This is a genomic window from Labilibaculum filiforme, assembly GCF_002843315.1.
In the GTDB taxonomy this organism is placed as follows: Bacteria; Bacteroidota; Bacteroidia; order Bacteroidales; family Marinifilaceae; genus Labilibaculum; species Labilibaculum filiforme.
Genome location: NZ_MVDD01000005.1, coordinates 113,273 through 134,239, shown reverse-complemented (window position 1 = coordinate 134,239; position 20,967 = coordinate 113,273). Strand labels below are relative to the sequence as shown.

The following is a 20,967-nucleotide window of genomic DNA, read 5'->3' as shown; positions in this document are numbered from 1 at the left end:
ATCATGCAGTTTAAAAGTTACCTACTGATTTGTCTATTTTTAGGATTAAGTCAGGGTTTATTTGCTCAAGTTGGGGCATTGTCTGGAACAGTTACAGAAAAGGACGGGACTACTCCTTTGATTGGTGCTAATGTTTATTTTTATGGAACCACCATTGGAGTGGCGACCGATAGTGAAGGATATTATTCGTTTCGCAATTTAAAAGTAGGAGCTTACGAAATAGTTGTTTCCTATTCGGGATATGGTAAAACAAAAGAGATGATTGAAATTAAGGACGGAATTAACACCCTTAATTTTCAGTTAGAGAAATCGGAAAAAGAAATTGGGGAGGTGGTAATTACTGGTACAGGAACTCCCCATCATTTAAAAAATGCACCGGTTCAAACCGAATTAATTAGTAAGAAGTTGATTGAAGCAGTCGCACCAAGCGATTTTGCTGATTTAATGACAGGAGTAAGTCCCTCTTTTGATTTTAGTCCGGGAAGTATGGGTGCATTTATGCAATTAAACGGATTGGGCAACGATTACATTCTTGTGTTGGTGGATGGAAAAAGACTGTATGGAGATATTGGGGGACAGAATGATATTAGTCGAATCAACCCAGATGATATTGAGCGATTAGAAGTGGTAAAAGGAGCATCATCTTCCTTGTACGGATCGGAAGCTATTGCTGGTGTTATTAATGTAATTACAAAAAAATCGAAACGAAAAGTTGCTGCAGAAAGTAATTCTCGTTTTAGCGAATATGGAAACAGACAGTATTTTAATAAAGTAGGTCTGAACTTAGGTCGTTTTTCATCGCTAACCACCTACACCAGAAAGGAGTCGAAGGGATGGCAGGTAAGCAAGTTCGAAATACAAAACGATATGGATACCGAAGACACATCGGATGATGTACTTGTAGCTACAGATGCCAAGCAGGTAAATGCTTACGAGGATTACACCATTAGTCAGCGTTTTGATTATGCACTAACAAAAAAATTGAGTGTTTATGCCTTAGGATCGACTTACGAAAAGGATGTATTGTATCCTGTTACGGTAAAAAAATATGGATATTACTACAAAGATTTTTCGTATTCGGCAGGAGCAAAGTACTTACTGAATAAGAAAGATTACATCAGTCTTGATTTTAACTCCGACGAATACAAATACTACTACAAGTACAATCAGGAGGATATTTCTTCGAAAACAGGGGAACAACTTCATGCCTTAGGCGATAAAATTCTTAATACCAATCAAAAACGCGAGGATGTAAACCTAAAATACATTTTCAAAATCAGAAACTCTCACCAGTTTACTTTGGGTGGAGAGTATGTTAACGAAAGTTTGGAATCGGATGGCAGATTAGTAAGTGCCAAAGAGGAGGCTTATACTTTTGCGGCCTTTGCTCAGGATGAAATTAAACTAATAAAAAATCTTTCGTTGGTAGCTGGTATTCGCTATGTGAAGCACAAAGAATTTGGAAGCGATTTTACCCCGAAATTATCAACTTTGTATAAATGGAATGCCTTTAATTTTAGAGCAACTTATGCGAAAGGATTTAAGGCTCCAACTTTAAAAGAGTTGTATTATCATTATGAAAAAAGTGGAACTCTTTACCTGGGAAATGTTGATCTTGATGCGCAAAAGTCCGATTATTATTCTTTTTCGGTAGAATACATTGTTTCCAAATTATCACTTAGTGTATCGGCTTATCAAAATAGTATTAATGATATGATTTCCTACCGAAGCATAGAGACTAGTGCTTCCGACCTAGCCGAAGGAGTTAAAAAGACCCGGGAGCATTACAATATTGGAGAAACTAAATCGCAGGGATTTGATTTTTTGTTTAATGTGAAAGTTGGTGCAGGTTTTACGTTTGGTGGTGGTTATTCTTATGTTGATGCGATGAATGAAACAGATGATATCCGTTTAGAGAATGTTGCTAGGAACTACGTTAATTTACGATTACTATACGATAGAAACTGGAAAGATTATGCTTTAAACGTAAGCTTAACAGGTAGAATTCAGGATGATAAATTTTACGAGGGAGAAAAAAATGCCGAGGGATATAACCTTTGGAAATTGACTACTGCACATCGTTTTACCGGAGCAGGTACATCTTTCGAAATTACTGCCGGGCTTGATAATATTTTCGATTACGTAGACGATCGTCCATACGGATCTCATTACGGAACTCTAAATCCGGGTAGAACCGTATTTGTTGGTTGTAACATTAAATTTGCAAAATAGAATACACATTTATCTGCATAAAGCAAATCTCCTGAACTGTTTAAAAATTAGAAATTTAGGATCGGGGGATTTGCTCTTTGCCAATTTTGATAGCTTATTATGAGCAGATTAAAAAATCTTATTTTATCTATTCACGATCTAACGGGCAGTGTTCTTAGCCTGATGTTTGTGATTTGGTTTTTATCAGGATTTGTCCTGATTTTCGCTGGTTTTCCGCATGCTTCCAAAGAGGAAAGGTTCTTACACTTATCCTCCTTAACAAAGGCTGATTTTGATGCTATTCAGGCTCCGTTGGATATTTTTTCGGGAGAGATAGAATTGGAGAAAATGAATGGAAAGCCTGTTTATAGAGTTTATTCCGGCCGTAAATCTCAAGAAGTGTATGATGCTATCTCATTGCAGAAATGTAAAAATACCAGTGAGGATGAAGCAGTTTATTTAGCCGAAAATTTTTGCAAGGCAAAGCTGTCTTCGCTTGTAAAAGTACAACAGTTAGATCAATGGATTCCCTGGTCGTACTACCGAAGTTTTCTTCCACTATACAAATGCTATATGGATGATGAGGCACATACTCAAATCTATATTTCGGCAAAAAGTGGAACAATTGTTCAGGAAACCAATAGACGAACCAGATGGGCAGCACGCTTGGGAGCTATTCCTCATTGGATTTACTTTACATCGCTTCGTTTGCAAGCAGGACTTTGGACCAATGTAGTTGCCTGGATATCCTTTCTAGGTATTTTGGTGAGTATAAGTGGTTTAATTGCTGGTTTTATACGGCTGAAAAAAAAGAAAAAAAGTGCGAAATGGACTGCTTTTAGTCCTTATAAAAAGTTTTGGTACAAGTGGCATCACCTTAGTGGATTTTTGTTTGGTTTTTTTGTATTCACCTTTATATTGAGTGGATTTTTCTCGGTGGTGGATATTCCTACAGCTATAATTCCTGTGCATGCGAAGGAAGTTCCGTCTAAAGTTTGGAACCAGAAAACAGATGTGAAACAGCATGCAGAAGTATCCTTCCCCGATTTGTGGAAGGTAATAAAAGGAGAAAAACCCATTCGAAAAGTAGTTTGGAAAACGGTAATGAATCAAGCCTGCTTTTGGGTGTATCGCGATAATTACGAGTTGCCAGATACTTATGTAATTGATAGTGATGGGATTATTGCAAAAGAAGTTTATTCCAAGCAGGAAGTAAGCATTTGGTGCAATCGTGTATTTGCAAATACCAATTACGAGCTAAAAGAGCTAAATGAATTTGATTCCTACTATCAGCAATCAGGAATGTGGGGACGACCTTTACCAGTATGGCAAATCAATTTACAGGATGCCGATAAAACCAGCATGTACATCCATCCGCAAACGGGAGCGCTTTTAAAAAGCTGCAATAGCAACGACAGGGCGCACCGTTGGTTGTACAGATCCTTACATACTTTGGATTTTCCCTTTTTAAAACAACACGAATGGTTACGAAAGTTCCTGCTCCTATTTTTATCCTTAGGAGGAACAGTGCTAAGTGCAACGGGTTTGGTGTTGGGAGTAAAATGGATGAAGAGAAGCGCTAAAAAGTCACTTTCGGCACCAGCGAAGCTGGTTAAAAATAAAATACAATGATGAAAAAATACCAATTCCCTAATTTTTGCAAGATAGGCTTGTTCCTATTTTTACTAATGCCTTCCTTTATGGCGGTAGCCCACACACAAAAATCGAATAAAACTGGAATTTTGCTTGTTTCGTTTGGATCCAGTTATCCCGAAACCAGAGAAAGTTTTCAACATATCGAAGATAAAGTGAAAGCAAGTTTTCCCGATCGGGAGATACGTTGGGCTTTTACTTCAAAAATAATTCGCAAAATTCTTCGCTCGAGAGGTGAACTTATCGATTCACCTGCAGAGGCCTTAGCGAAAATGGGTGAGGAAGGTTTTACTAAGGTTGCGGTTCAATCCTTACACGTAATTCCAGGCGAAGAATACGAAAATCTGAAAAAGACGGTTGTGGCTTTTTCGGGAATTCCGAAGGGAATTGAGGTGGTGAAATTAGGCAAGCCTTTGTTATTTCACCAAAAAGATGTGGAGAAGTTAGGCAATGTTTTGTTGGAAAATTTGCCTAAAGAAATGCTCGAGGGCGATGCGCTTGTTTATATGGGACATGGAACCCATCATTCTTCTAATATTTATTATCCTGGCATGCAGTACTATTTGTGGGAAAAAAATCCGAATGTTTTCCTAGCTACTGTCGAAGGCTATCCCGAATTAAATCAGGTGATGGAAAAGCTATTGAAACAAAAAATAAACAAGGTGTATCTACTTCCTTTTATGACGATTGCTGGAGATCATGCTCGAAACGATATGGCAGGAACAGAGGAGGAGTCTTGGAAGTCGGTATTGGAGGCAAAAGGTTACCAAGTAGAAGCAGTTTTAATAGGAATGGCTGATTTGCCAGGAGTTGTTCAAATTTGGATAGAGCACCTGCAGGAAAGCTTAAAGGAATTAGAAGCTTAAAATTGAGAAGTATGAAATACTTAATTAGTTGGTTGTTTTTGATGCATTGCGTGTTGGTGAACGGGCAGGATGCGAAGGATTACGAGGTTTCGAGCATTGGGAAGTTTGTTTACAATGAAAGTGGACTACGTACTGAGAAGTTGAGTTTTGATGCTCACAATATTTTGACCAAAAGGGTGGTTTATTCTTACGATGATAAGGGGAATAAGATAAAAACGGAGAAATATTTAGCCGATGGCACTTTGTTGGCTACTTATGAATATGAGTTTAATGCACAAAATCAGAAAGTTGTCAGCCAAAAAACAGATTGGGTAAAAAGCTCGAAAAGTGGTAAGGTTTATCGCTACAATAGTTTAGGGCAGAATATTGAAACGGAATATGATAACAATGGCCAGTTGACGAAAAGAGTGTATTATAAATACAACAAAAATGGCGATCAGACGGAGTATAAAGAAAGCAATGGGAAAAATGAGCAGTTGGTGCTGTTTTTTACCGAAAACAAGTACGATGCAACCGGCCGATTGATTGAAAAGTACAAAAGGAACGACGATGAAGAATTGGTGAAGAGTAATGCTTATTCTTACAATTCGAATTCCCAACTAGTAGAAAGCTTCGCGAGTTATAAAACAGGGAGGCGCGGCGATTCAAAACACACCTATTCGTATGATAAAGAAGGGCGAGCGATGGGTTTTGTTAAATATATCAAAAAGGGACTAGAGCATTAAGAAAAAGATGATGAAACGTTTATGGTAAAGGCGTTGGCACCTAAAGGAAATTGATTGTTGTAGCGTGTTAGGTTCCATAAGGTAAAAACATAGAATGATATGAAAAGGAATTATTTTGGATGGTATATTTTGATTGTACTTCTGTTTTCGGTAACAGCTTGTAAACCTAGTGCTAAGAATTTAGATTCTAAAGTATCGAAAACATACAAGAAGGAAAATTTGGAGCATGCTAAGGGCTTCGAAATTTTTCATTCCCAAGAGGATAAGTTACTCAGAATTTACAAGGATAAAGCAAATGATTCTACATATCAGGAATTTAAGTTGGTAAAAAAGAAATTAGCAGGCGATAAAAGTACCACAACTATTCAGGTTCCTTGTAAAAAAATAATCTGCCTTTCGTCAACACAACTTACCTACTTTTTTGCCTTAAAGGATATCGATAATATTGTAGCGACCAATAGTAGTCGTCATTTGTTTCACGAGGGAATAAGCAAACGAATTAAAAATGGAAGTGTGAAACGGGTTGGAAAAGAAGGTCACTTTAATGCCGAATTAATTGCCGGATTAAATCCAGATTTAATTTTTGTATCGCCCTTTAAGTCGGGTGGTTACGATGCATTAAGAAACTTAGGGATTCCGTTAATTCCAATGGCTGCTTACGATGAAAAAACACCTTTGGGAAGAGCTGAATGGGTAAAGATGATTGCTCCTTTTATTGGAAAAGAGGAGCGAGCCGATTCTTTGTTCCAAAAAATTTCTATTCGCTACGATTCGCTGAAAAACCTTACCGAAAATGTAAGGGTGCGACCAACGGTATTTTCGGGGAAAATGAAATCGGGTACTTGGTATGTGCCCGGAGGGAAAAGCTTTTACGCCAATTATTTTCGCGATGCAGGTGCGAAATATATTATTGAGGACGATCAGCAAGGCGCCTATCCATTGGGCTTCGAAAGTGTTTACACCAAAGCTGCTAATGCCGATTTTTGGCGAATTTTGGTTCCAGAGCCAGTTGGTTTCGATCGGGAAGCTTTGGTAAAGCAAGATGCACGATATGGCGATTTTAAAGCTTATAAAAATGGAAATGTAGTGATGTGTAACATTCGAGAAAAGCCTTATTACGAGCAAAATGCTATGAAACCAGATGTGATATTAGCAGATTATATTCATTTTTTTCATCCTAATTTATTGCCCAACTATCAACCGGAGTTTTATGAGGTTTTAAAGTAAAAAAATATGCAGAACAACTTACTAAGAAAATCAATTCTCATTCCATTATCTCTCGGTATTTTGCTGATTTTACTTGCTTTAAACTTAGCAATGGGGTCGGTAAGCGTCCCTATTTCCGAAGTTTTTGATATAGTGCTTGGGCATGGCTCCTCGAATATTATTTGGGAGAATATTTTATTGCGCACCCGTTTGCCACAAACCATTGTTGCTATGGGAGCCGGAATGGCTTTGGGAGTGGCTGGCTTGTTAATGCAAACACTTTTTCGTAATCCCTTGGCAGGTCCCTCTGTTTTAGGAATCTCATCGGGTTCTAGTTTAGGGGTTGGTTTTGTGCTATTAATTGCCGGACAATTTTGGGGTTTTTCTTTCTCTCGATTGGGTATTTGGGGCGATTTAGCAGTAATTATCGCTTCGCTAGGCGGTGCTTTTGCAGTATTGGCTATTATTTTATTTATCTCCCATAAAATAGGAGGAACGCTCAGTGTTTTAATTATTGGGGTGATGATTGGTTACCTTTCCAATTCGGTGGTTGGGGTGTTAAAATTTTATAGCATGGAAGAAGATGTACACAACTACGTAATTTGGGGTTTGGGTAGTTTTTCACGTATGTCGGTTGATCGGGCTTATTTGTTTGCGATAATTACCATTATTCCTTCGCTACTTGCTTTATTTTTAAGCAAATCGTTAAACCTAATGGCTTTAGGCGATCGGTATGCCAGTAACCTGGGATTAAAAATTAAACGAGCACGTTTACTAATCATTCTATGTGCAGGAACTTTAACAGCTATTGTAACTGCTTTTTGTGGACCCATTATATTTATTGGTATGGCTGTTCCGCATTTGGCCAAATTGGTGTCGCGTACAAGCAATCATTTTTATTTAATTTGTAATGCCTGTATTTTAGGGGCGATAACTGCCTTATTGTGCAATTTATTGGCTCGTCTTCCCGGAATAGATAGTGAATTGCCAATTAATTCGGTAACTGCTTTTATTGGTGCTCCGGTGGTTATTTCGGTAATCTGGAAAAAACGCAAAGAAAACTTTTAGCTTCTGATATGAATAAAAATCTATTGCAAATTAAAAATCTTTCGATTGGTTATGGGAACAAACTTGTTGCCGGAAATCTATCTGCAACGATTCCAGCCGGGGAGTTAATTTGTCTGTTAGGATCGAATGGAACAGGGAAAAGTACTTTAATGAGAAGTATTTGTGGTTTTCAGCCTATTTTAGGCGGTTCTGTTCTTATTGATGATTTGGAAGTGAATCAGCTAAGCGAAAAGGAATTATCGAAACGAATTGCGGTTGTTTTAACCGATAGGGTTGTTGTTCCAAATGCCAGTGTTCAGGAATTGGTAGGTTATGGGCGTAGCCCTTACACGGGGATGATGGGACGATTGAATGCTGCGGACAAAATTATGGTGTCGCGGGCGATGCAGGAGTGTGGTATCGATCACAAAAAAGACAGCTTACTTTCATCGTTAAGCGATGGAGAAAGACAAAAAGCCTTTATAGCTAAGGCGCTTGCGCAGGATACTCCATTGATTATTTTGGATGAGCCAACGGCGTTTTTAGATTTACCTGCCAGGGTAGAAATTATGCAGCTATTGCGAGATATTGCCAATACCTCCCAAAAATCAATTTTAATGTCGACTCACGATTTAGATTTGGCTTTGCAACTATCCGATCGTTTGTGGTTGTTACAAAATGGTGTTCCCCTAATTACTGGTAGTCCCGAAGATTTATTATTGCAAAATGCCTTTCAAAGAATGTTTCAGCACAAAGGAATCGTGTTCGATAATAAAACGGGATTGTTTAAAGTAATGCACGATCAACATTCGCAAGTAGCTGTAAAAGGCCACGGTTTCGAATATGTTTTGTTAAGAAGAGCATTATCCCGCAAGGGAATTAAGGTGATAAGGGCGAATGAGGAGGAGAGTAGTTGGTTAGAGGTGAAAAATGACTCAAAAGAAGCATTTTCCCTGTTTGTAGATGGTGAATGCATACAAACAGAAAGTTCGCTGGAAGTTTTTGTGAATCAGGTAATGAAAATGCAAGTTTACCTAGAGGTGAAAAGTTCCTGTACTATTTTTTCGGAATAGGAAAAAAGGGACTCAATAATTTTCGCTTCGCATTCTGTTTACTATATTGGCAGTTTAATTTTTGTACCAGTTTTAGCTTCGTTGGTAAGAGGGGCGGTAGAACTAAATTACGATCAGTATTATTTTATAAGTCATTAGTTTTATGCTTTTTAATAGTTAAAAAACAGCTGGTTATAAAAAGGTATTTTGATATTAAATTGGTGTAATTCAAGGAAGATCTACATGATAAAAATAAGCGAAAGCCTTTCCAAAGCAGAAGCCCGAAAACTAGTTTTGTTATCACAAAAGTTACCGCCTGCAAAGGAAACAGGTACGGCATTAGATGCCACGCTTTTGACTATTGAGCATCTTTCTTATATTCAAATCGACACTATTTCGGTAGTGCAACGGGCGCATCATCATATTTTATGGGCACGAAACCCACGCTATCAAAATACTCATTTAGAGCAGTTAATCTGCAATAAAAAGGTGTTTGAATATTGGTCGCATGCGGCAGCTTACCTACCGATGTGCGATTATCGCTATAGTTTGGTGCGAAAACGAGAAATTGCAAGTGGGAAGCAGAGCCATTGGTACGATAGGGACGAGAAATTGATGAAACAAGTACTAAGGCGAATTCGCAAGGAAGGGCCTTTGCTTGCGAAGGATTTTGAGCATACCGCGAAAAAAAAGATGGATTGGGAAAGCAAACCTGCCAAGCGAGCCTTAGAATATTTGTTTATGCAGGGCGATTTGATGATTCCTTACCGGAAAAATTTTCATAAAGTTTACGATCTTACCGAAAGAGTATTACCTGATAATATGGACTGCTCGACGCCTTCGCAGGAGGAATACGCTCGTTTTTTGATACTGCGCTATTTACAGAGTAACGGACTGGGACAAGCCTCTGAAATGGCTTATTTGCTAAAAAATACCAGGGCTTTAATTTCTTCTACTTTGCAGGAAATGCATATTGCCGGCGAATTGTTGCGAGTAGCAGTTGGCGAAAACAGCTATTACGCTTTGCCTAATTTACTAGAATTACTATCTAAGCCATTGCCGCTAAGTAAATTAAAAATTCTTTCTCCCTTCGATAATTTACTGATTCAGCGCAAGCGAATGAAAAATATTTTTGATTTCGATTATCAGATGGAATGTTATTTCCCTGCAGCAAAACGCCAGTATGGTTATTTTTCGCTGCCTATTTTATGGGATGGCAAATTAGTGGCACGAATGGATTGCAAAGTAGATCGAAAAGAATCGATATTGCATATTAATCATTTGGTGCTGGAATCGAGTTTGGTGAAAAGAGATGCGTTTGCGGAAGCTTTGTGTAAGGAACTACCCGATTTTATGCAGTTTAATGCGTGTAGTACTATGGAGCTGCATAAAACCACTCCTAATGATTTTACCATATAGTTTCTAATGAATTTTGCGCTTTTGTTTTGGCAAATAGCAGCATGAATTGCAACCAGTTATGTGGTAAATTCCGAATGCGAAATGCGCGGTAATTAAACCTTTTTAGGGCTTAATCGTAGTATGCGAATAATGGCTAATTACTTCTCCATTTTTAATTCAAAAGATATGTTAACTGAAAAGATAGGTTGCAATAAGATAACTTTGTCTTTTCAGGAAGGTACTGAAGTATTATTTCGCAAAACCTATTTTACAAATTCCATTCTGCAACTTAGAATTGCCATTGTTTTGGTGATGTTTTTATATGGATTGTTTGGTTTTTTGGATCTATTAATCTTTCCTCAATACGTTGATTTTTTTCATGCAATTAGGTTCTACATTGTCATTCCTTTAAATGTTTGTATACTTCTTTTATCCTATACAAAACTTTTCGAAAAAATTTGGCAGTTAGTAATTACATTCGATTATGTGCTTGGTGGAGTGGGTATTATATTTATGGTTTTGTTGGAACCGAAAGTGCATACTTACTATTCGGGCATGATGTTGATATTTTTTTCGGGTTATTTATTTCTTAAACTCCGTTTTTTATGGGCGACATTGGGAGGATGGTTAATTTTACTAATTTTCAATCTTCTTTCTATATTTTACTCCCATTCTTCGCTCGAAACAATTATCAGTTCTAATTTTTTCTTTGTTAGTGCAAATCTTATAGGAATGTTTGCAGCCTACTATATGGAGTTGCAAAATCGACGTAATTTTTTCCTGAACCGAAAATTAGATAGGGATAAATTAACGGTAGAAGAACAAAATAAAATTTTAGAACAAACAGTTGTCGAAAGAACAAAAGAATTGATTGGTGCGAAAAATGCGACAGAAGTTATTAATGCAAATATTACCTCAATAATTGAGGGAACAGGGGATAGTATTTGGGCTGTAAACCGAGAGTATGAAATTTTGTACCTCAATCAGGTTTTTAAGGAGGAGTTTTACCAAGCTTTTGGGCTTCGTCTTGATGCCGGAGATTGTATTATTGATCACCTTCCAGATTCTATAAGAAGCAAATGGATAGCACGCTATAATAAAGCATTGGCAAATGAGCAATTTACGGTAGAGGATAAATTTGAATTAGAGAATGGGCATATTTACTTCGAAGCTACTATGAATCCAATTATTAAAAGTGGGAAGGTAGTAGGGGTTTCTTGTTTTGGAAGCGATATTACTTATCGGAAATTGGCCGAATTAGAACTTGTAAAAGCGAAAGAACAAGCAGAGGAAAGTGATAAGTTAAAATCGGCGTTTTTGGCGAATATGAGTCATGAAATTCGCACTCCAATGAACGGAATACTAGGGTTTTCAGAACTACTTAAGGAACCCGATCTTTCGGCCGAAACCCAGAAAGAGTACATTAATATTATTGAGGAAAGTGGAAATAGAATGCTTATTATTATTAATGATATTATTGATATTTCTAAGATTGAAGCTGGACTAATGGATGTGCATATGTCTGATGTAAATGTGTATCAGTCCATCGAATATATATATTCCTTTTTTAAACCCGAAGCCGAAAGTAAAGGTTTGCAATTGATTAGGACCATACCGGAACAAGGCGCGATTGTATCTCTAAAAACAGATAAAGAAAAATTGTATGCTATTTTAATAAACTTAGTTAAGAATGCAATTAAATATACTTTTAAAGGAGCTATTGAATTCGGGTTTATTATTACGGCTGGCAATGTTCAATTTTATGTGAAAGATACTGGAATTGGTATTACTGAAGAAAAACAGGAGCGAATTTTTGAACGTTTTATACAAGCCGATGTTTCTACAACAAGAGTTCACGAAGGTGCCGGTCTTGGTTTAGCAATTTCGAAGGCATTTATCGAGATGATGAAAGGTGAAATCTGGTTGGAAAGCAAATTAAATGAGGGAAGTACTTTCTATTTTACCTTGCCCCTTTAATCTCTTTCGCTACCAATTTTTGAAACCATTTTCATCTTACTCATAATGTATTCGTAAGAACCTTTTTCATGCGGTAACGTACAGTCGCTGCAGTTTTTAAATCCATTGGTATATTTAAAATTACCTCCACATTTATCTTTTAGCATGTACAATGGGCAATAGCAAAACAAGCAATTGAAGTCCTTCTCGTTTTCAATTTTATGACAGGGAAAGTATTCGCACTTTTTATTTTGGAAAAACTTATAATTTTCGGACATATTACTAACTCATTTTTTTTGAAATCTTCAATTTATTCGATACAAAGCTAAGCTTTGGAAGTAATTATTCCAACCAATATCTTTTTTTTTCATGGAAAAAATAACCCATAGCTAAGGATACTTGATCATTGGAAATAGGGAGAAGCTATATTGAAATTCGAATGGTAATTTACAGACATAAAAAAACACCCCAAACGAGCTATCGTATCTGGGATGTAGTTTATTTTTAATTAAGTATTACATTGGTAAACTTCTTTTAGGAAGTCAAAATAATCCTTTCTAGTTAGTTGCGTCCCATGCTATAAAATTGCTCATCAGGATGAACGGCTAAAAAGCTCATTAATCGGTTCGACATGTTGTAAAAAGCGGTAATTCCATTAATGTCCCAAATATCCTCGTCGCTAAAACCGTGACCTTTCAATACTTCAAAATCTTTTTCGTTTACCGAAGCCGAATCAAAAGTTACTTTCATAGCGAAATCGATCATTGCGCGCTCACGTTCAGTAATATCGGCTTCCTTATAGTTAATGGCAACTTGGTCGGCAATGTAAGGATTTCCCGATTGCACGCGAAGAGATGCTCCGTGTGACTGCACACAATACGAACAGCCATTTTTTGCAGAAAAAGCAACAATAATCATCTCCTTGTCGGCACCACTTAAACCACTTTCTTTGTTCATTAATGCATCATTGTAGGCCAGGAATGCACGCAATTCTGCAGGACGATGAGAAAGTGCTTTTATTACATTAGGAACAAAACCAAAATGCTCCTTTGCACCATTTAAAATGGTTTGAATGTCTTCTGGTAATTCGTTTAATTCCGGTACTGGGTATCTGCTAATTTTTTTTGTCATGATGTTTATTTATTAGAATGTTTTTTACTACAGGTTGACTTTTGTTATTTAATGCCTAACTACTACATCCTTAGTGTTTGTGCTTCTTTCAATGTAGCTACAAAACTTTCGCAATGTTCCGCTTTGTTGTAAATTTTATAATAGAGTAATAATTTCTTTTTCTGGGAATCTGGATTTTGGTAATTCTGCATTAAAATCAGTCTCTTTTCGATATCCTAAAGACACCACAGCTAAGGCTGTATATCCTTTTTCACGTAAGCCAAACTCTTCATCCAAAGCTTTTACATCAACACCTTCCATTGGACAAGCATCTATACCTAATGTTGCTGCACCTACTAAAAGAGAACCCATATTTAAGTAAACTTGTTTTTCCATCCAATGAGGTAAATCTTTAAGGTCGTAACGGTGAATATCTGCAAACAACATACGGGCACCGTGCATTTGATCTTTAAATTCTTGCGTTGCAAAACGACCATCTTTATCTTCTTGTTCTAAAATGCTTTTCATGTATTTTTCCTCTGCATCTACTCTTGCCGCAAAAACAATTACGTGAGAAGCATCTAAAACTTTTGGGGTGTTAAATTTGAAGAAACCTTCTGTTCCTTTTGCAATACGTTCTTTACCTTCTTTTGTGTTTGCAATTAAAAAATGCCACGGTTGTAAGTTAACGCTTGACGGACTTAAGCGTAATAATGCTTTTACTTGCTCAAAATCTTCATCCGAAATTGTTTTTGAAGCATCAAATTCTTTTACTGTATATCGTTTATTTAAAACATCTATTAAATTCATACCTATATTTTTTAAAGTGTAACAATTATTTTTCCAACGGTTTTTCCTGATTCAAGTTCTAAGTGTGCTTCCACCATTTCTGCAAATGGGAATGTTTTACATACATGAGCTTTTAATACGCCTTCGTCTAGTAATTTTTTAGAGTATTCAGGTCTTTTGCGCTCGACAGAACTAACAAAAAGGATACATTACTATTTTTTTGTAAGGCAAAAAATTTTAAGTAGAATTGTTTCCTACTACTTGCCTTCAGTCATACTATCATTTTTATAGTGACAAAAGTATGTATAGTTTTAATTCCTCACAATAACGGTCAAGAAGTATAGTAGGCAGGTGTGACTTCAATGCTCGGTATATCAACATTGTAACATATTAAAAAAAACTATAAAAAGTATAGTTGCAAAACTAAGTGTAGTTATATATCTTTGTATTCTACAGTCAGATTAACTAGGGATTTATTATGGATCGAAAAGAATTACTTGAGAAAAAACCGATGATAAAACTTCACGAGAAATTATTTCTTTGCCCAACAAGCGCGGCTATGGAATTAATTGGAGGGAAATGGAAAAGTGTTATTTTAATACATTTAATAGATGGAAAGAAACGTTACAATGAGTTAAGAAAAGAATTGCCAATGATTACAGAACGTACGCTAAGCTTACAACTAAAGCAGTTGGAAAAAGATGATTTAGTAGTAAGAAAGGTATTTACGAAAACACCACCATTGAAAGTAGAATATTCACTTACTGATTTTGGCAGAAGTTTGATTCCTGTATTGGAAGCAATAACGGATTGGGGAATTTTTGCCGCTGAAAAAAAAGGAGCGTTTATTTTTGAAGAATAGGTGAAAATAATTTTAGTCAAGCTAATTTTAACATTTAGTAAGATTTAAATTTTTAAGCATAAATAGTTTCGGTACTGTAAGGCTTAACTTAAGTACACAAAAAACAAATCCTGATCAAAAGGAAAAGGAAGTAAAATCCGCTAAGAATACATCTCGATTTGTATTCTCAGCGGATTTTTTTGTTCTTTTTCGTATGCTAATTGTAGCAGTTAAGCGGAAATAAAAATACGAAATGCTTGAACTTTCATGCAGATAAAGAGGGTTTGAATTGTACAAATAGGTTCTACACAACAAATAGTAAAAATGTTTAAATTCCTGCAAAAAGGGATGACTTGCGTGTAAATTTGGCATGCTTAACATTATTGTTAGTAAGTGTTTTATATGTTTATGGGAAAGCGAAGCCGCTGCTTTATTGGGTTTTCGAATTAATTCGATTACTTTTGTGGTGTAGAAACAATTAAAGCTTGATGGATAAAATTGTTTCATTTCTAATAATAAATAGACAGTTAATATAAATAGATTTTTTATGGTAAATTATAAAACATACACTACAGTTGCGAAACCCAACGCTACAGAACAAGAAGCTCTGGTTAGCTTTTTGTATAAGCATTTAGGGGAGTATGGCGACGATAAGGAAGATATCGAAAAGGCAGTTCTTTATTCTCTCTCAGCAGATGCATCAAAAGGTGGTTTTATTCTGCTTGCAAAAGATGATTCCGAAATTATTGGCTGTGTAGTGGTGAATAAAACAGGAATGGAGGGTTATATTCCTGAAAATATTTTGGTTTATATTGCCGTACATGAAAAAACCAGAGGCAAGGGAATTGGAAAAAAATTAATGAAACAGGCAATTAGCACGAGCGATGGCGATATTGCGTTGCACGTGGAGCCTGAAAATCCAGCCAGATTTTTATACGAAAAAATAGGATTTCAAAATAAGTATCTGGAAATGAGATTAAAAAAATAAATTGTATTATGGCCTTTATCACATTAGATTCCGTAAAATTAAAAGAGAATTACGATTGGTTAAACGATTTGTTTGTAAAGAAAAACATTAAGTGGACAGTAGTTTCTAAATTGCTATGTGGCAATAAGAAATTTTTAGAACAGTTGATTTTGTTAGGTGTTAAGAGTCTGTGCGACTCGCGTGTTTCTAATCTTAGAATGATTAAAACGCTAGCTCCAGGAATTGAAACTATTTATATTAAGCCACCCCCAAAAAGTTATATCGATAAAGTGGTGATGTATGCAGATATCAGTATGAATACTGAATACAAAACAATTAAATGGTTGTCGGAAGAGGCAAAAAAGCAGAACAAGCTTCATAAAATCATCATCATGATAGAGATGGGAGAATTACGCGAAGGAGTAATGCGGGATGATTTTATGGAATTCTATAAAAAGGTTTTTGAATTGCCAAATATTGAGGTGGTTGGTATTGGAACCAACTTTACCTGCTTAAGTGGCGTGCTTCCAAATGAGGATAAATTGATTCAATTAAGCTTGTACAGACAACTTGTAGAAGCCCGGTTTCAAAAGAAAATCCCATTGGTTTCGGGTGGAGCTTCGGTAACAATACCTTTAATTTTTAACGATTCGCTTCCTTCTGGCATTAATCATTTTCGGGTAGGAGAAACGCTGTTTTTAGGAACGGATGTGTACAACGGGGAAGACATGGAAAGTTTAAATACCGATGTATTTTGCTTGTATGCCGAAATTATTGAACTGATTGAAAAGCCAATGGTTCCTACCGGCGAACTTGGTACTAATCTCGAAGGAGATCATATCGAATTCGACAGCGATAATTCTGGTAAAACATCTTATCGAGCGATAATCGATTTGGGTTTACTAGATGTAGATGAATCTCATATTAAACCGAAGGATAAACGAATCGAATTTGTTGGAGCAAGCTCGGATATGTTAGTGGTTGACTTGGGGGAAAACAATCAGGATTATAAAATTGGTGATTTGTTAAGCTTTAAGCTCGATTACGTGGGAGCTTTGCGTTTATTAGGTTCAAAGTATATCGATAAGAAGGTGATAAACAGTTAGGAAAAGTAATTGTTAGGTTTCAACGAGAGCATTAATAGTAATGGTTAGGTGCTGTTCCATTTTTTTTGGAATAGAGGGACCTTCAAATTAAATTAGCTATTGTACCAAATTAACATCAAAATAGATCTTATAAAATGTTTCTTTTTCGCTGTGTTTTCGTTAAAAAAGACGCAAGTTAACTTGGCTATCTCTTACTTTTTTGAATTGATACAGCAGAAAATTATTCCATTTTATTTAAAGATACTTTTGAAATTAAATTGGTATTATTTTTGGAAAGTGTGCCGTTGATTAGATGATGACGAATGGATTATAAGAATATTATAGTTAAAATTAGACGAATTGTTCGATCTATTAACCTGGAATCAAAAAAGATTCAAAAGGATTACGGAGTAAGTATTCCGCAAATATTGTGCTTGGAATGTCTTAAGAATTCACCCAATTATCAGGCTACTCAAAAATCGATTCGAGATCAGTTGAATCTTAATTCAAGTACCGTTACCGGGATTATAGGACGATTGGAGAAGAAAGGGATGTTGGCTCGTTTGCCAAAAGCTGGCGACCGACGAACCACCCTAATTGCTTTAACTTCTTTGGGAGATAACCTTTTACAGGAAACTCCCGATTTGTTGCAACAAAGGTTGGCGTTAAAGCTGAAAAAAGTACCTGGTGAAGAATTGGAATTAATTAGTAAATCATTGGATGTGCTGGTTACTATGTTAGAGATTGAAGATTTGGAAGCTTCACCTTTGCTTACCGCCGAGGATGTTATTCAGGAGGAATTAAAGTTGGGAAATACCAACGAAGCTTCGCAATAACTCACTATTCGTATAGATAAAAAAGGACTTTTCAATTCGAAAAGTCCTTTTTTATACTTTACAAGCTTCGAGTCGATAGGCTTCTATTTTTTGCAGCAACAAATTCCGAAAGGGTTCCAATTCTTTTTTTCGTTTTTGAAGAAAGGAAAACCGGAAAGGAGCATGCTTTTCTATTTTACGAACAAAATCGACACTGAAATCTTCCTGATTTTCGAAAATAGAAGCTAAAAAGAGCAATCCAAAACTCTTTTGAACCAAGCCTTGAAAAGTCAATTGATTGGGATATAAATTGGAGATGCTTTCATAAAAAGCTTTGCCAAGAAAATAAGTTTTGCAAAGTATTTTATCGAGATTTTCGTAGGGAAGCTTTCGCGAAAAACAAGTCATGATTCCATCCAAATAATCTTGTCGTGCATCCTGCAGGTCGTCTAAAATTTGCAGATAAGCTCCGTATTCATAAAGAAAAACCAATTGTTTTTCATCAATATTTCCGAGTACTAAATAACCATCGGCAATTACCGAACATGCTCCTTTCTCGATGCAGATTTTAAAGGTTTCCTTTTTCGACAAGCGAGGTTTGCAGCTTACCAATGCCAGTCTTTTTGTTTGTGCATCGTGAATGGCAAGCAAACTAAGATATACTTCGGGATATATTTCTCGATCAAACTCCGATTCGATTTTAGCAACTAAATCGTAGATTCTCGATTCCGTTCTGGTTTGTGCTTCCACTTGTTTTCCATCCAATCGCGAGGCAAATCGCTTGCAAAAATTAAGCTTTTCTTCCTTTCCAACCGATGCATCATCCATTAAATTGTCGGTGTAAGGATACAAAAGACTGTAGGCTAAAAGCGAAGGAGTAATTACGATTTCTTTCCCGAAAAAAGATTGTAGGCCAAGCATGATCCAAACGTTACGTAAGGCCTGAAAAATTTCATGATTCGTTAATTGAGGATCGAAATGCCAGGCTTGCTGAATGAAATCTTTGGTGGCAGCGGTCATATTTTTCGAAAAGATCAATTCAAGTTGCTCGTTAGAGTATGCCAAAGCTTCCTGAAAAAATAATTTGCATTGTTGTGTAATTTCGGATTTGTTTGGATGCTCATGCTTGGCTTCATATTGCACATACTTCATAAACCGGTCGAATTTCGATTCCCAGATTCGCTTCTCGAAATAGGAAAATCGCTTTTTCGGAGCAGGAAAATGCTCTGGACAATTTTCCCAAGTAGCGATAAATTGATTTTGCACTTTACGGTAAAGTGCTGCATGATTAATCATGATAAATAAAATATGGAACGGTTAATTAGCAACAAGTTCAAAAAAATACTTGAGACAAGAAAGTAAAAATCGTTAATCGAAACTTATTGCTTGTTAAAACGGACTTTTGCATTGATGTTGAAGAATAGGAACTAAGCCATTGATAGTGACAATTGATTTTTTTACTTTGGCTTGACTAAAATCAGCTTTAATTAAGGAATACTTTTGTTTTACTTTAAAATAGATACGATATGAAACGTCCATGTATAAAGCTTTCTACACACAGGGAGATGATTATATGGTAAGTTCCATATGGCAAAAACATAAAATAATAATCATATGAAACGTCCATGTCAAAGCAATTTTGACACGCAGGGAGATGATTATCCCAGCATGGTAAGTTCCATATGGCAACTAAAAAACAAATTATAATCATATGAAACGTCCATGTCAAAGCAATTTTGACACGCAGGGAGATGATTATCCCAGCATGGTAAGTTCCATATGGCAAAAACATAAAATAATAATCATATGAAATTTTCTATACTGGAACCAATTGGCATTACCGCCTGCAAATACGAAGAGTTAAAACAGGAATTTAAGACTCTTGGACATGAGTTGATCTTTTTTACAGATAGAAAAGAGCAGGAACAAGAGTTAATTAAACGTGCCGAAGGTGCCGATGCAATTGTTGTCAGCAACATTCCCATCACAAAAACTTTTTTAGATGCCTGTCCTAATTTGTCGATGATTTCGGTTGCTTTTACCGGAGTAGATCATATCGATATGAACACATGTAGAGAGAGAAACATTTTGGTAAGTAATGCAGCAGGATTTTCGACCGAATCGGTGGCCGAATTAACTATCGGCATGATTTTATCGGTGTACCGAAAGATTGTTTCGGGCGATGCAATTACTCGCTTTGGTGGCGATAGAGCCGGTTTTTTAGGAACGGAGTTAAATGGCAAAACAATTGGAATTGTTGGAGCAGGTGCAATTGGTCTGAGAGTGGCCGAGATTGCAAAAGTTTTTAATTGCAGAGTGATTGCTTTTAACCGAAGCAAAAAGAGCGTAGAAGGCGTAGAATTCGTTTCTATGGCTACTTTATTAAAAGAAGCCGATGTGGTTTCGCTTCATGTTCCCTTAACAACTGAAACCAAAGGTTTAATAGGGAAGGAAGAATTTAAAATAATGAAGTCTTCGGCTATTTTGGTGAATACCGCCCGCGGACCGGTTGTGGATAGCGATGCACTTTGCGAAGCTCTCGAAAATGGCGAAATTGCCGGAGCCGCAGTGGATGTGTACGAAAAAGAACCACCATTGGCGAAAGAACACGTTTTGTTTGCCGCACCAAACCTAATTATGCTGCCGCATTTGGCATTTGCAAGTCACGAATCCTTCGATAAACGCATTGATATTGTGATGGAAAACATTCGCTTGTGGTTACAAGGAAAACCACGGAATATGATGAATTAGGAGCCATAATTTTATAAAAAGGAGAAAGTGCGAAGAGGTATTGGCATTTTCTCCTTTTTGTTTTTTTGTTGAAACCATTAATAATGTTGTAATGAATAGGAAAACAAGATTCGCACTTTTACTATTGTTTTTTTTTGCGCTGCTGTTTTTGTAAACCAAATAAGGCTGGAACTATTTAATGGGAAATTTTATACCTCCCTGCTATTCTTTCTTGCTTTCGCCACCTTATTCCTAGCCCTTCTTTTTAGGGCCATTCGCAGAGGCAAACTTTAAACAAAAAAGATTTTGTACCGATAAAAGCAAGTAGTTAGGCTTTTATCCTAGTTAGTAGTGGTGGTTTTCATTGAGAGCAGCTAAACTTGGTTTAGCTGCTCTTTTTTTTGCCCATACAGGAGAGATTTCCTACTCTGCATTTGGGATAAAATAAGGGGGAAAGCAGCTGGCACCAATTGGCAACAATACACCATAATAAGAAAACGGAATACACTGGCCAAA

At 36.5% G+C, this 20,967-nt stretch carries 19 protein-coding genes; 14 read left to right on the top strand and 5 right to left on the bottom strand.

The annotated features are described in order from the left end of the window. Nucleotides 1-3: 3 nt before the first annotated feature. The 9 genes from BZG02_RS08705 to BZG02_RS21025 all read left to right on the top strand — a co-directional run bounded on the left by BZG02_RS08705 (nt 4) and on the right by BZG02_RS21025 (nt 12,135). Entirely contained in the window at nt 4-2,232 is a 2,229-nt protein-coding gene (locus tag BZG02_RS08705) for a TonB-dependent receptor (RefSeq protein ID WP_101261034.1), read from the top strand. Nucleotides 2,233-2,331: 99 nt separating this feature from the next. Next, entirely contained in the window at nt 2,332-3,843 is a 1,512-nt protein-coding gene (locus tag BZG02_RS08700) for a PepSY domain-containing protein (protein ID WP_101261033.1), read from the top strand. Next, nucleotides 3,840-4,730, top strand: coding sequence for a sirohydrochlorin cobaltochelatase (locus BZG02_RS08695; RefSeq protein WP_218972197.1), 891 nt, complete (start codon nt 3,840-3,842; stop codon nt 4,728-4,730). The genes BZG02_RS08700 and BZG02_RS08695 overlap by 4 nt, the downstream gene beginning before the upstream one ends. 11 nt (nt 4,731-4,741) lie before the next feature. Further along, nucleotides 4,742-5,455 carry a hypothetical protein gene (locus tag BZG02_RS08690; RefSeq protein WP_101261032.1) on the top strand — a complete coding sequence of 238 codons (714 nt, stop codon included), beginning with the start codon at nt 4,742-4,744 and terminating at the stop codon, nt 5,453-5,455. A 99-nt stretch (nt 5,456-5,554) separates the two neighbouring features. Next, nucleotides 5,555-6,682 (top strand): ABC transporter substrate-binding protein, encoded by a 1,128-nt coding sequence (locus tag BZG02_RS08685; RefSeq protein WP_101261031.1) that lies wholly within the window; start codon nt 5,555-5,557, stop codon nt 6,680-6,682. A 6-nt stretch (nt 6,683-6,688) separates the two neighbouring features. Then, nucleotides 6,689-7,729 (top strand): FecCD family ABC transporter permease, encoded by a 1,041-nt coding sequence (locus BZG02_RS08680; protein ID WP_101261030.1) that lies wholly within the window; start codon nt 6,689-6,691, stop codon nt 7,727-7,729. A gap of 8 nt (nt 7,730-7,737) precedes the next feature. Then, nucleotides 7,738-8,781 (top strand): ABC transporter ATP-binding protein, encoded by a 1,044-nt coding sequence (locus BZG02_RS08675; protein WP_101261029.1) that lies wholly within the window; start codon nt 7,738-7,740, stop codon nt 8,779-8,781. Between the two features lie 222 nt (nt 8,782-9,003). Then, entirely contained in the window at nt 9,004-10,179 is a 1,176-nt protein-coding gene (locus tag BZG02_RS08670) for a winged helix-turn-helix domain-containing protein (protein ID WP_101261028.1), read from the top strand. Between the two features lie 165 nt (nt 10,180-10,344). After that, nucleotides 10,345-12,135, top strand: coding sequence for an ATP-binding protein (locus tag BZG02_RS21025; protein ID WP_218972196.1), 1,791 nt, complete (start codon nt 10,345-10,347; stop codon nt 12,133-12,135). Here BZG02_RS21025 and BZG02_RS08660 read toward each other — a convergent pair. The 4 genes from BZG02_RS08660 to BZG02_RS21330 all read right to left on the bottom strand — a co-directional run bounded on the left by BZG02_RS08660 (nt 12,132) and on the right by BZG02_RS21330 (nt 14,219). Further along, nucleotides 12,132-12,392: a cysteine-rich small domain-containing protein gene (locus BZG02_RS08660; protein WP_101261027.1), complete on the bottom strand. Its 261-nt coding sequence runs from the start codon at nt 12,390-12,392 to the stop codon at nt 12,132-12,134. The two genes, BZG02_RS21025 and BZG02_RS08660, sit on opposite strands and share 4 nt — an antisense overlap. Before the next feature lie 283 nt (nt 12,393-12,675). Further along, complete coding sequence (locus BZG02_RS08655) at nt 12,676-13,245, bottom strand: peroxidase-related enzyme (protein WP_180335678.1); 570 nt, start codon at nt 13,243-13,245, stop codon at nt 12,676-12,678. A gap of 135 nt (nt 13,246-13,380) precedes the next feature. Then, nucleotides 13,381-14,034 (bottom strand): oxygen-insensitive NAD(P)H nitroreductase, encoded by a 654-nt coding sequence (nfsB, locus tag BZG02_RS08650; protein ID WP_101261025.1) that lies wholly within the window; start codon nt 14,032-14,034, stop codon nt 13,381-13,383. A gap of 11 nt (nt 14,035-14,045) precedes the next feature. Beyond that, on the bottom strand, nt 14,046-14,219 hold the full coding sequence (locus tag BZG02_RS21330; protein WP_101261203.1) for a zinc-binding dehydrogenase: 174 nt from the start codon (nt 14,217-14,219) through the stop codon (nt 14,046-14,048). 272 nt (nt 14,220-14,491) lie between these two features. Here BZG02_RS21330 and BZG02_RS08640 point away from each other — a divergent pair, with 272 nt between their 5' ends. The 4 genes from BZG02_RS08640 (at nt 14,492) to BZG02_RS08620 (ending at nt 17,742) form a co-directional block, all read left to right on the top strand. Continuing rightward, the gene (locus tag BZG02_RS08640) at nt 14,492-14,875 is read left to right on the top strand and encodes a winged helix-turn-helix transcriptional regulator (RefSeq protein WP_218972195.1); all 384 of its coding nucleotides are present in this window, start codon (nt 14,492-14,494) and stop codon (nt 14,873-14,875) included. 526 nt (nt 14,876-15,401) lie between these two features. Then, complete coding sequence (locus BZG02_RS08630; protein WP_101261023.1) at nt 15,402-15,842, top strand: GNAT family N-acetyltransferase; 441 nt, start codon at nt 15,402-15,404, stop codon at nt 15,840-15,842. Nucleotides 15,843-15,850: 8 nt separating this feature from the next. After that, the gene (locus BZG02_RS08625) at nt 15,851-16,927 is read left to right on the top strand and encodes an alanine racemase (RefSeq protein ID WP_101261022.1); all 1,077 of its coding nucleotides are present in this window, start codon (nt 15,851-15,853) and stop codon (nt 16,925-16,927) included. A gap of 302 nt (nt 16,928-17,229) precedes the next feature. Continuing rightward, nucleotides 17,230-17,742 carry a MarR family winged helix-turn-helix transcriptional regulator gene (locus tag BZG02_RS08620; RefSeq protein WP_101261021.1) on the top strand — a complete coding sequence of 171 codons (513 nt, stop codon included), beginning with the start codon at nt 17,230-17,232 and terminating at the stop codon, nt 17,740-17,742. 51 nt (nt 17,743-17,793) lie between these two features. Here the strand turns inward: BZG02_RS08620 and BZG02_RS08615 are convergent, their stop codons facing one another. Continuing rightward, nucleotides 17,794-19,017, bottom strand: coding sequence for a hypothetical protein (locus BZG02_RS08615; RefSeq protein WP_101261020.1), 1,224 nt, complete (start codon nt 19,015-19,017; stop codon nt 17,794-17,796). Between the two features lie 510 nt (nt 19,018-19,527). Between BZG02_RS08615 and BZG02_RS08610 the strand changes: the two genes are divergently transcribed. Next, the gene (locus tag BZG02_RS08610; protein ID WP_101261019.1) at nt 19,528-20,472 is read left to right on the top strand and encodes an NAD(P)-dependent oxidoreductase; all 945 of its coding nucleotides are present in this window, start codon (nt 19,528-19,530) and stop codon (nt 20,470-20,472) included. Nucleotides 20,473-20,967: the final 495 nt, after the last annotated feature.

What these genes read in the sequence shown, in the direction of transcription:
- BZG02_RS08705 (WP_101261034.1), top strand. Translation starts at nt 4, where the DNA reads ATGCAGTTTAAAAGTTACCTACTGATTTGTCTATTTTTAGGATTAAGT.
- BZG02_RS08700 (WP_101261033.1), top strand. Translation starts at nt 2,332, where the DNA reads ATGAGCAGATTAAAAAATCTTATTTTATCTATTCACGATCTAACGGGC.
- BZG02_RS08695 (WP_218972197.1), top strand. Translation starts at nt 3,840, where the DNA reads ATGATGAAAAAATACCAATTCCCTAATTTTTGCAAGATAGGCTTGTTC.
- BZG02_RS08690 (WP_101261032.1), top strand. Translation starts at nt 4,742, where the DNA reads ATGAAATACTTAATTAGTTGGTTGTTTTTGATGCATTGCGTGTTGGTG.
- BZG02_RS08685 (WP_101261031.1), top strand. Translation starts at nt 5,555, where the DNA reads ATGAAAAGGAATTATTTTGGATGGTATATTTTGATTGTACTTCTGTTT.
- BZG02_RS08680 (WP_101261030.1), top strand. Translation starts at nt 6,689, where the DNA reads ATGCAGAACAACTTACTAAGAAAATCAATTCTCATTCCATTATCTCTC.
- BZG02_RS08675 (WP_101261029.1), top strand. Translation starts at nt 7,738, where the DNA reads ATGAATAAAAATCTATTGCAAATTAAAAATCTTTCGATTGGTTATGGG.
- BZG02_RS08670 (WP_101261028.1), top strand. Translation starts at nt 9,004, where the DNA reads ATGATAAAAATAAGCGAAAGCCTTTCCAAAGCAGAAGCCCGAAAACTA.
- BZG02_RS21025 (WP_218972196.1), top strand. Translation starts at nt 10,345, where the DNA reads ATGTTAACTGAAAAGATAGGTTGCAATAAGATAACTTTGTCTTTTCAG.
- BZG02_RS08660 (WP_101261027.1), bottom strand. Translation starts at nt 12,392, where the DNA reads ATGTCCGAAAATTATAAGTTTTTCCAAAATAAAAAGTGCGAATACTTT.
- BZG02_RS08655 (WP_180335678.1), bottom strand. Translation starts at nt 13,245, where the DNA reads ATGACAAAAAAAATTAGCAGATACCCAGTACCGGAATTAAACGAATTA.
- nfsB (WP_101261025.1), bottom strand. Translation starts at nt 14,034, where the DNA reads ATGAATTTAATAGATGTTTTAAATAAACGATATACAGTAAAAGAATTT.
- BZG02_RS08640 (WP_218972195.1), top strand. Translation starts at nt 14,492, where the DNA reads ATGGATCGAAAAGAATTACTTGAGAAAAAACCGATGATAAAACTTCAC.
- BZG02_RS08630 (WP_101261023.1), top strand. Translation starts at nt 15,402, where the DNA reads ATGGTAAATTATAAAACATACACTACAGTTGCGAAACCCAACGCTACA.
- BZG02_RS08625 (WP_101261022.1), top strand. Translation starts at nt 15,851, where the DNA reads ATGGCCTTTATCACATTAGATTCCGTAAAATTAAAAGAGAATTACGAT.
- BZG02_RS08620 (WP_101261021.1), top strand. Translation starts at nt 17,230, where the DNA reads ATGGATTATAAGAATATTATAGTTAAAATTAGACGAATTGTTCGATCT.
- BZG02_RS08615 (WP_101261020.1), bottom strand. Translation starts at nt 19,017, where the DNA reads ATGATTAATCATGCAGCACTTTACCGTAAAGTGCAAAATCAATTTATC.
- BZG02_RS08610 (WP_101261019.1), top strand. Translation starts at nt 19,528, where the DNA reads ATGAAATTTTCTATACTGGAACCAATTGGCATTACCGCCTGCAAATAC.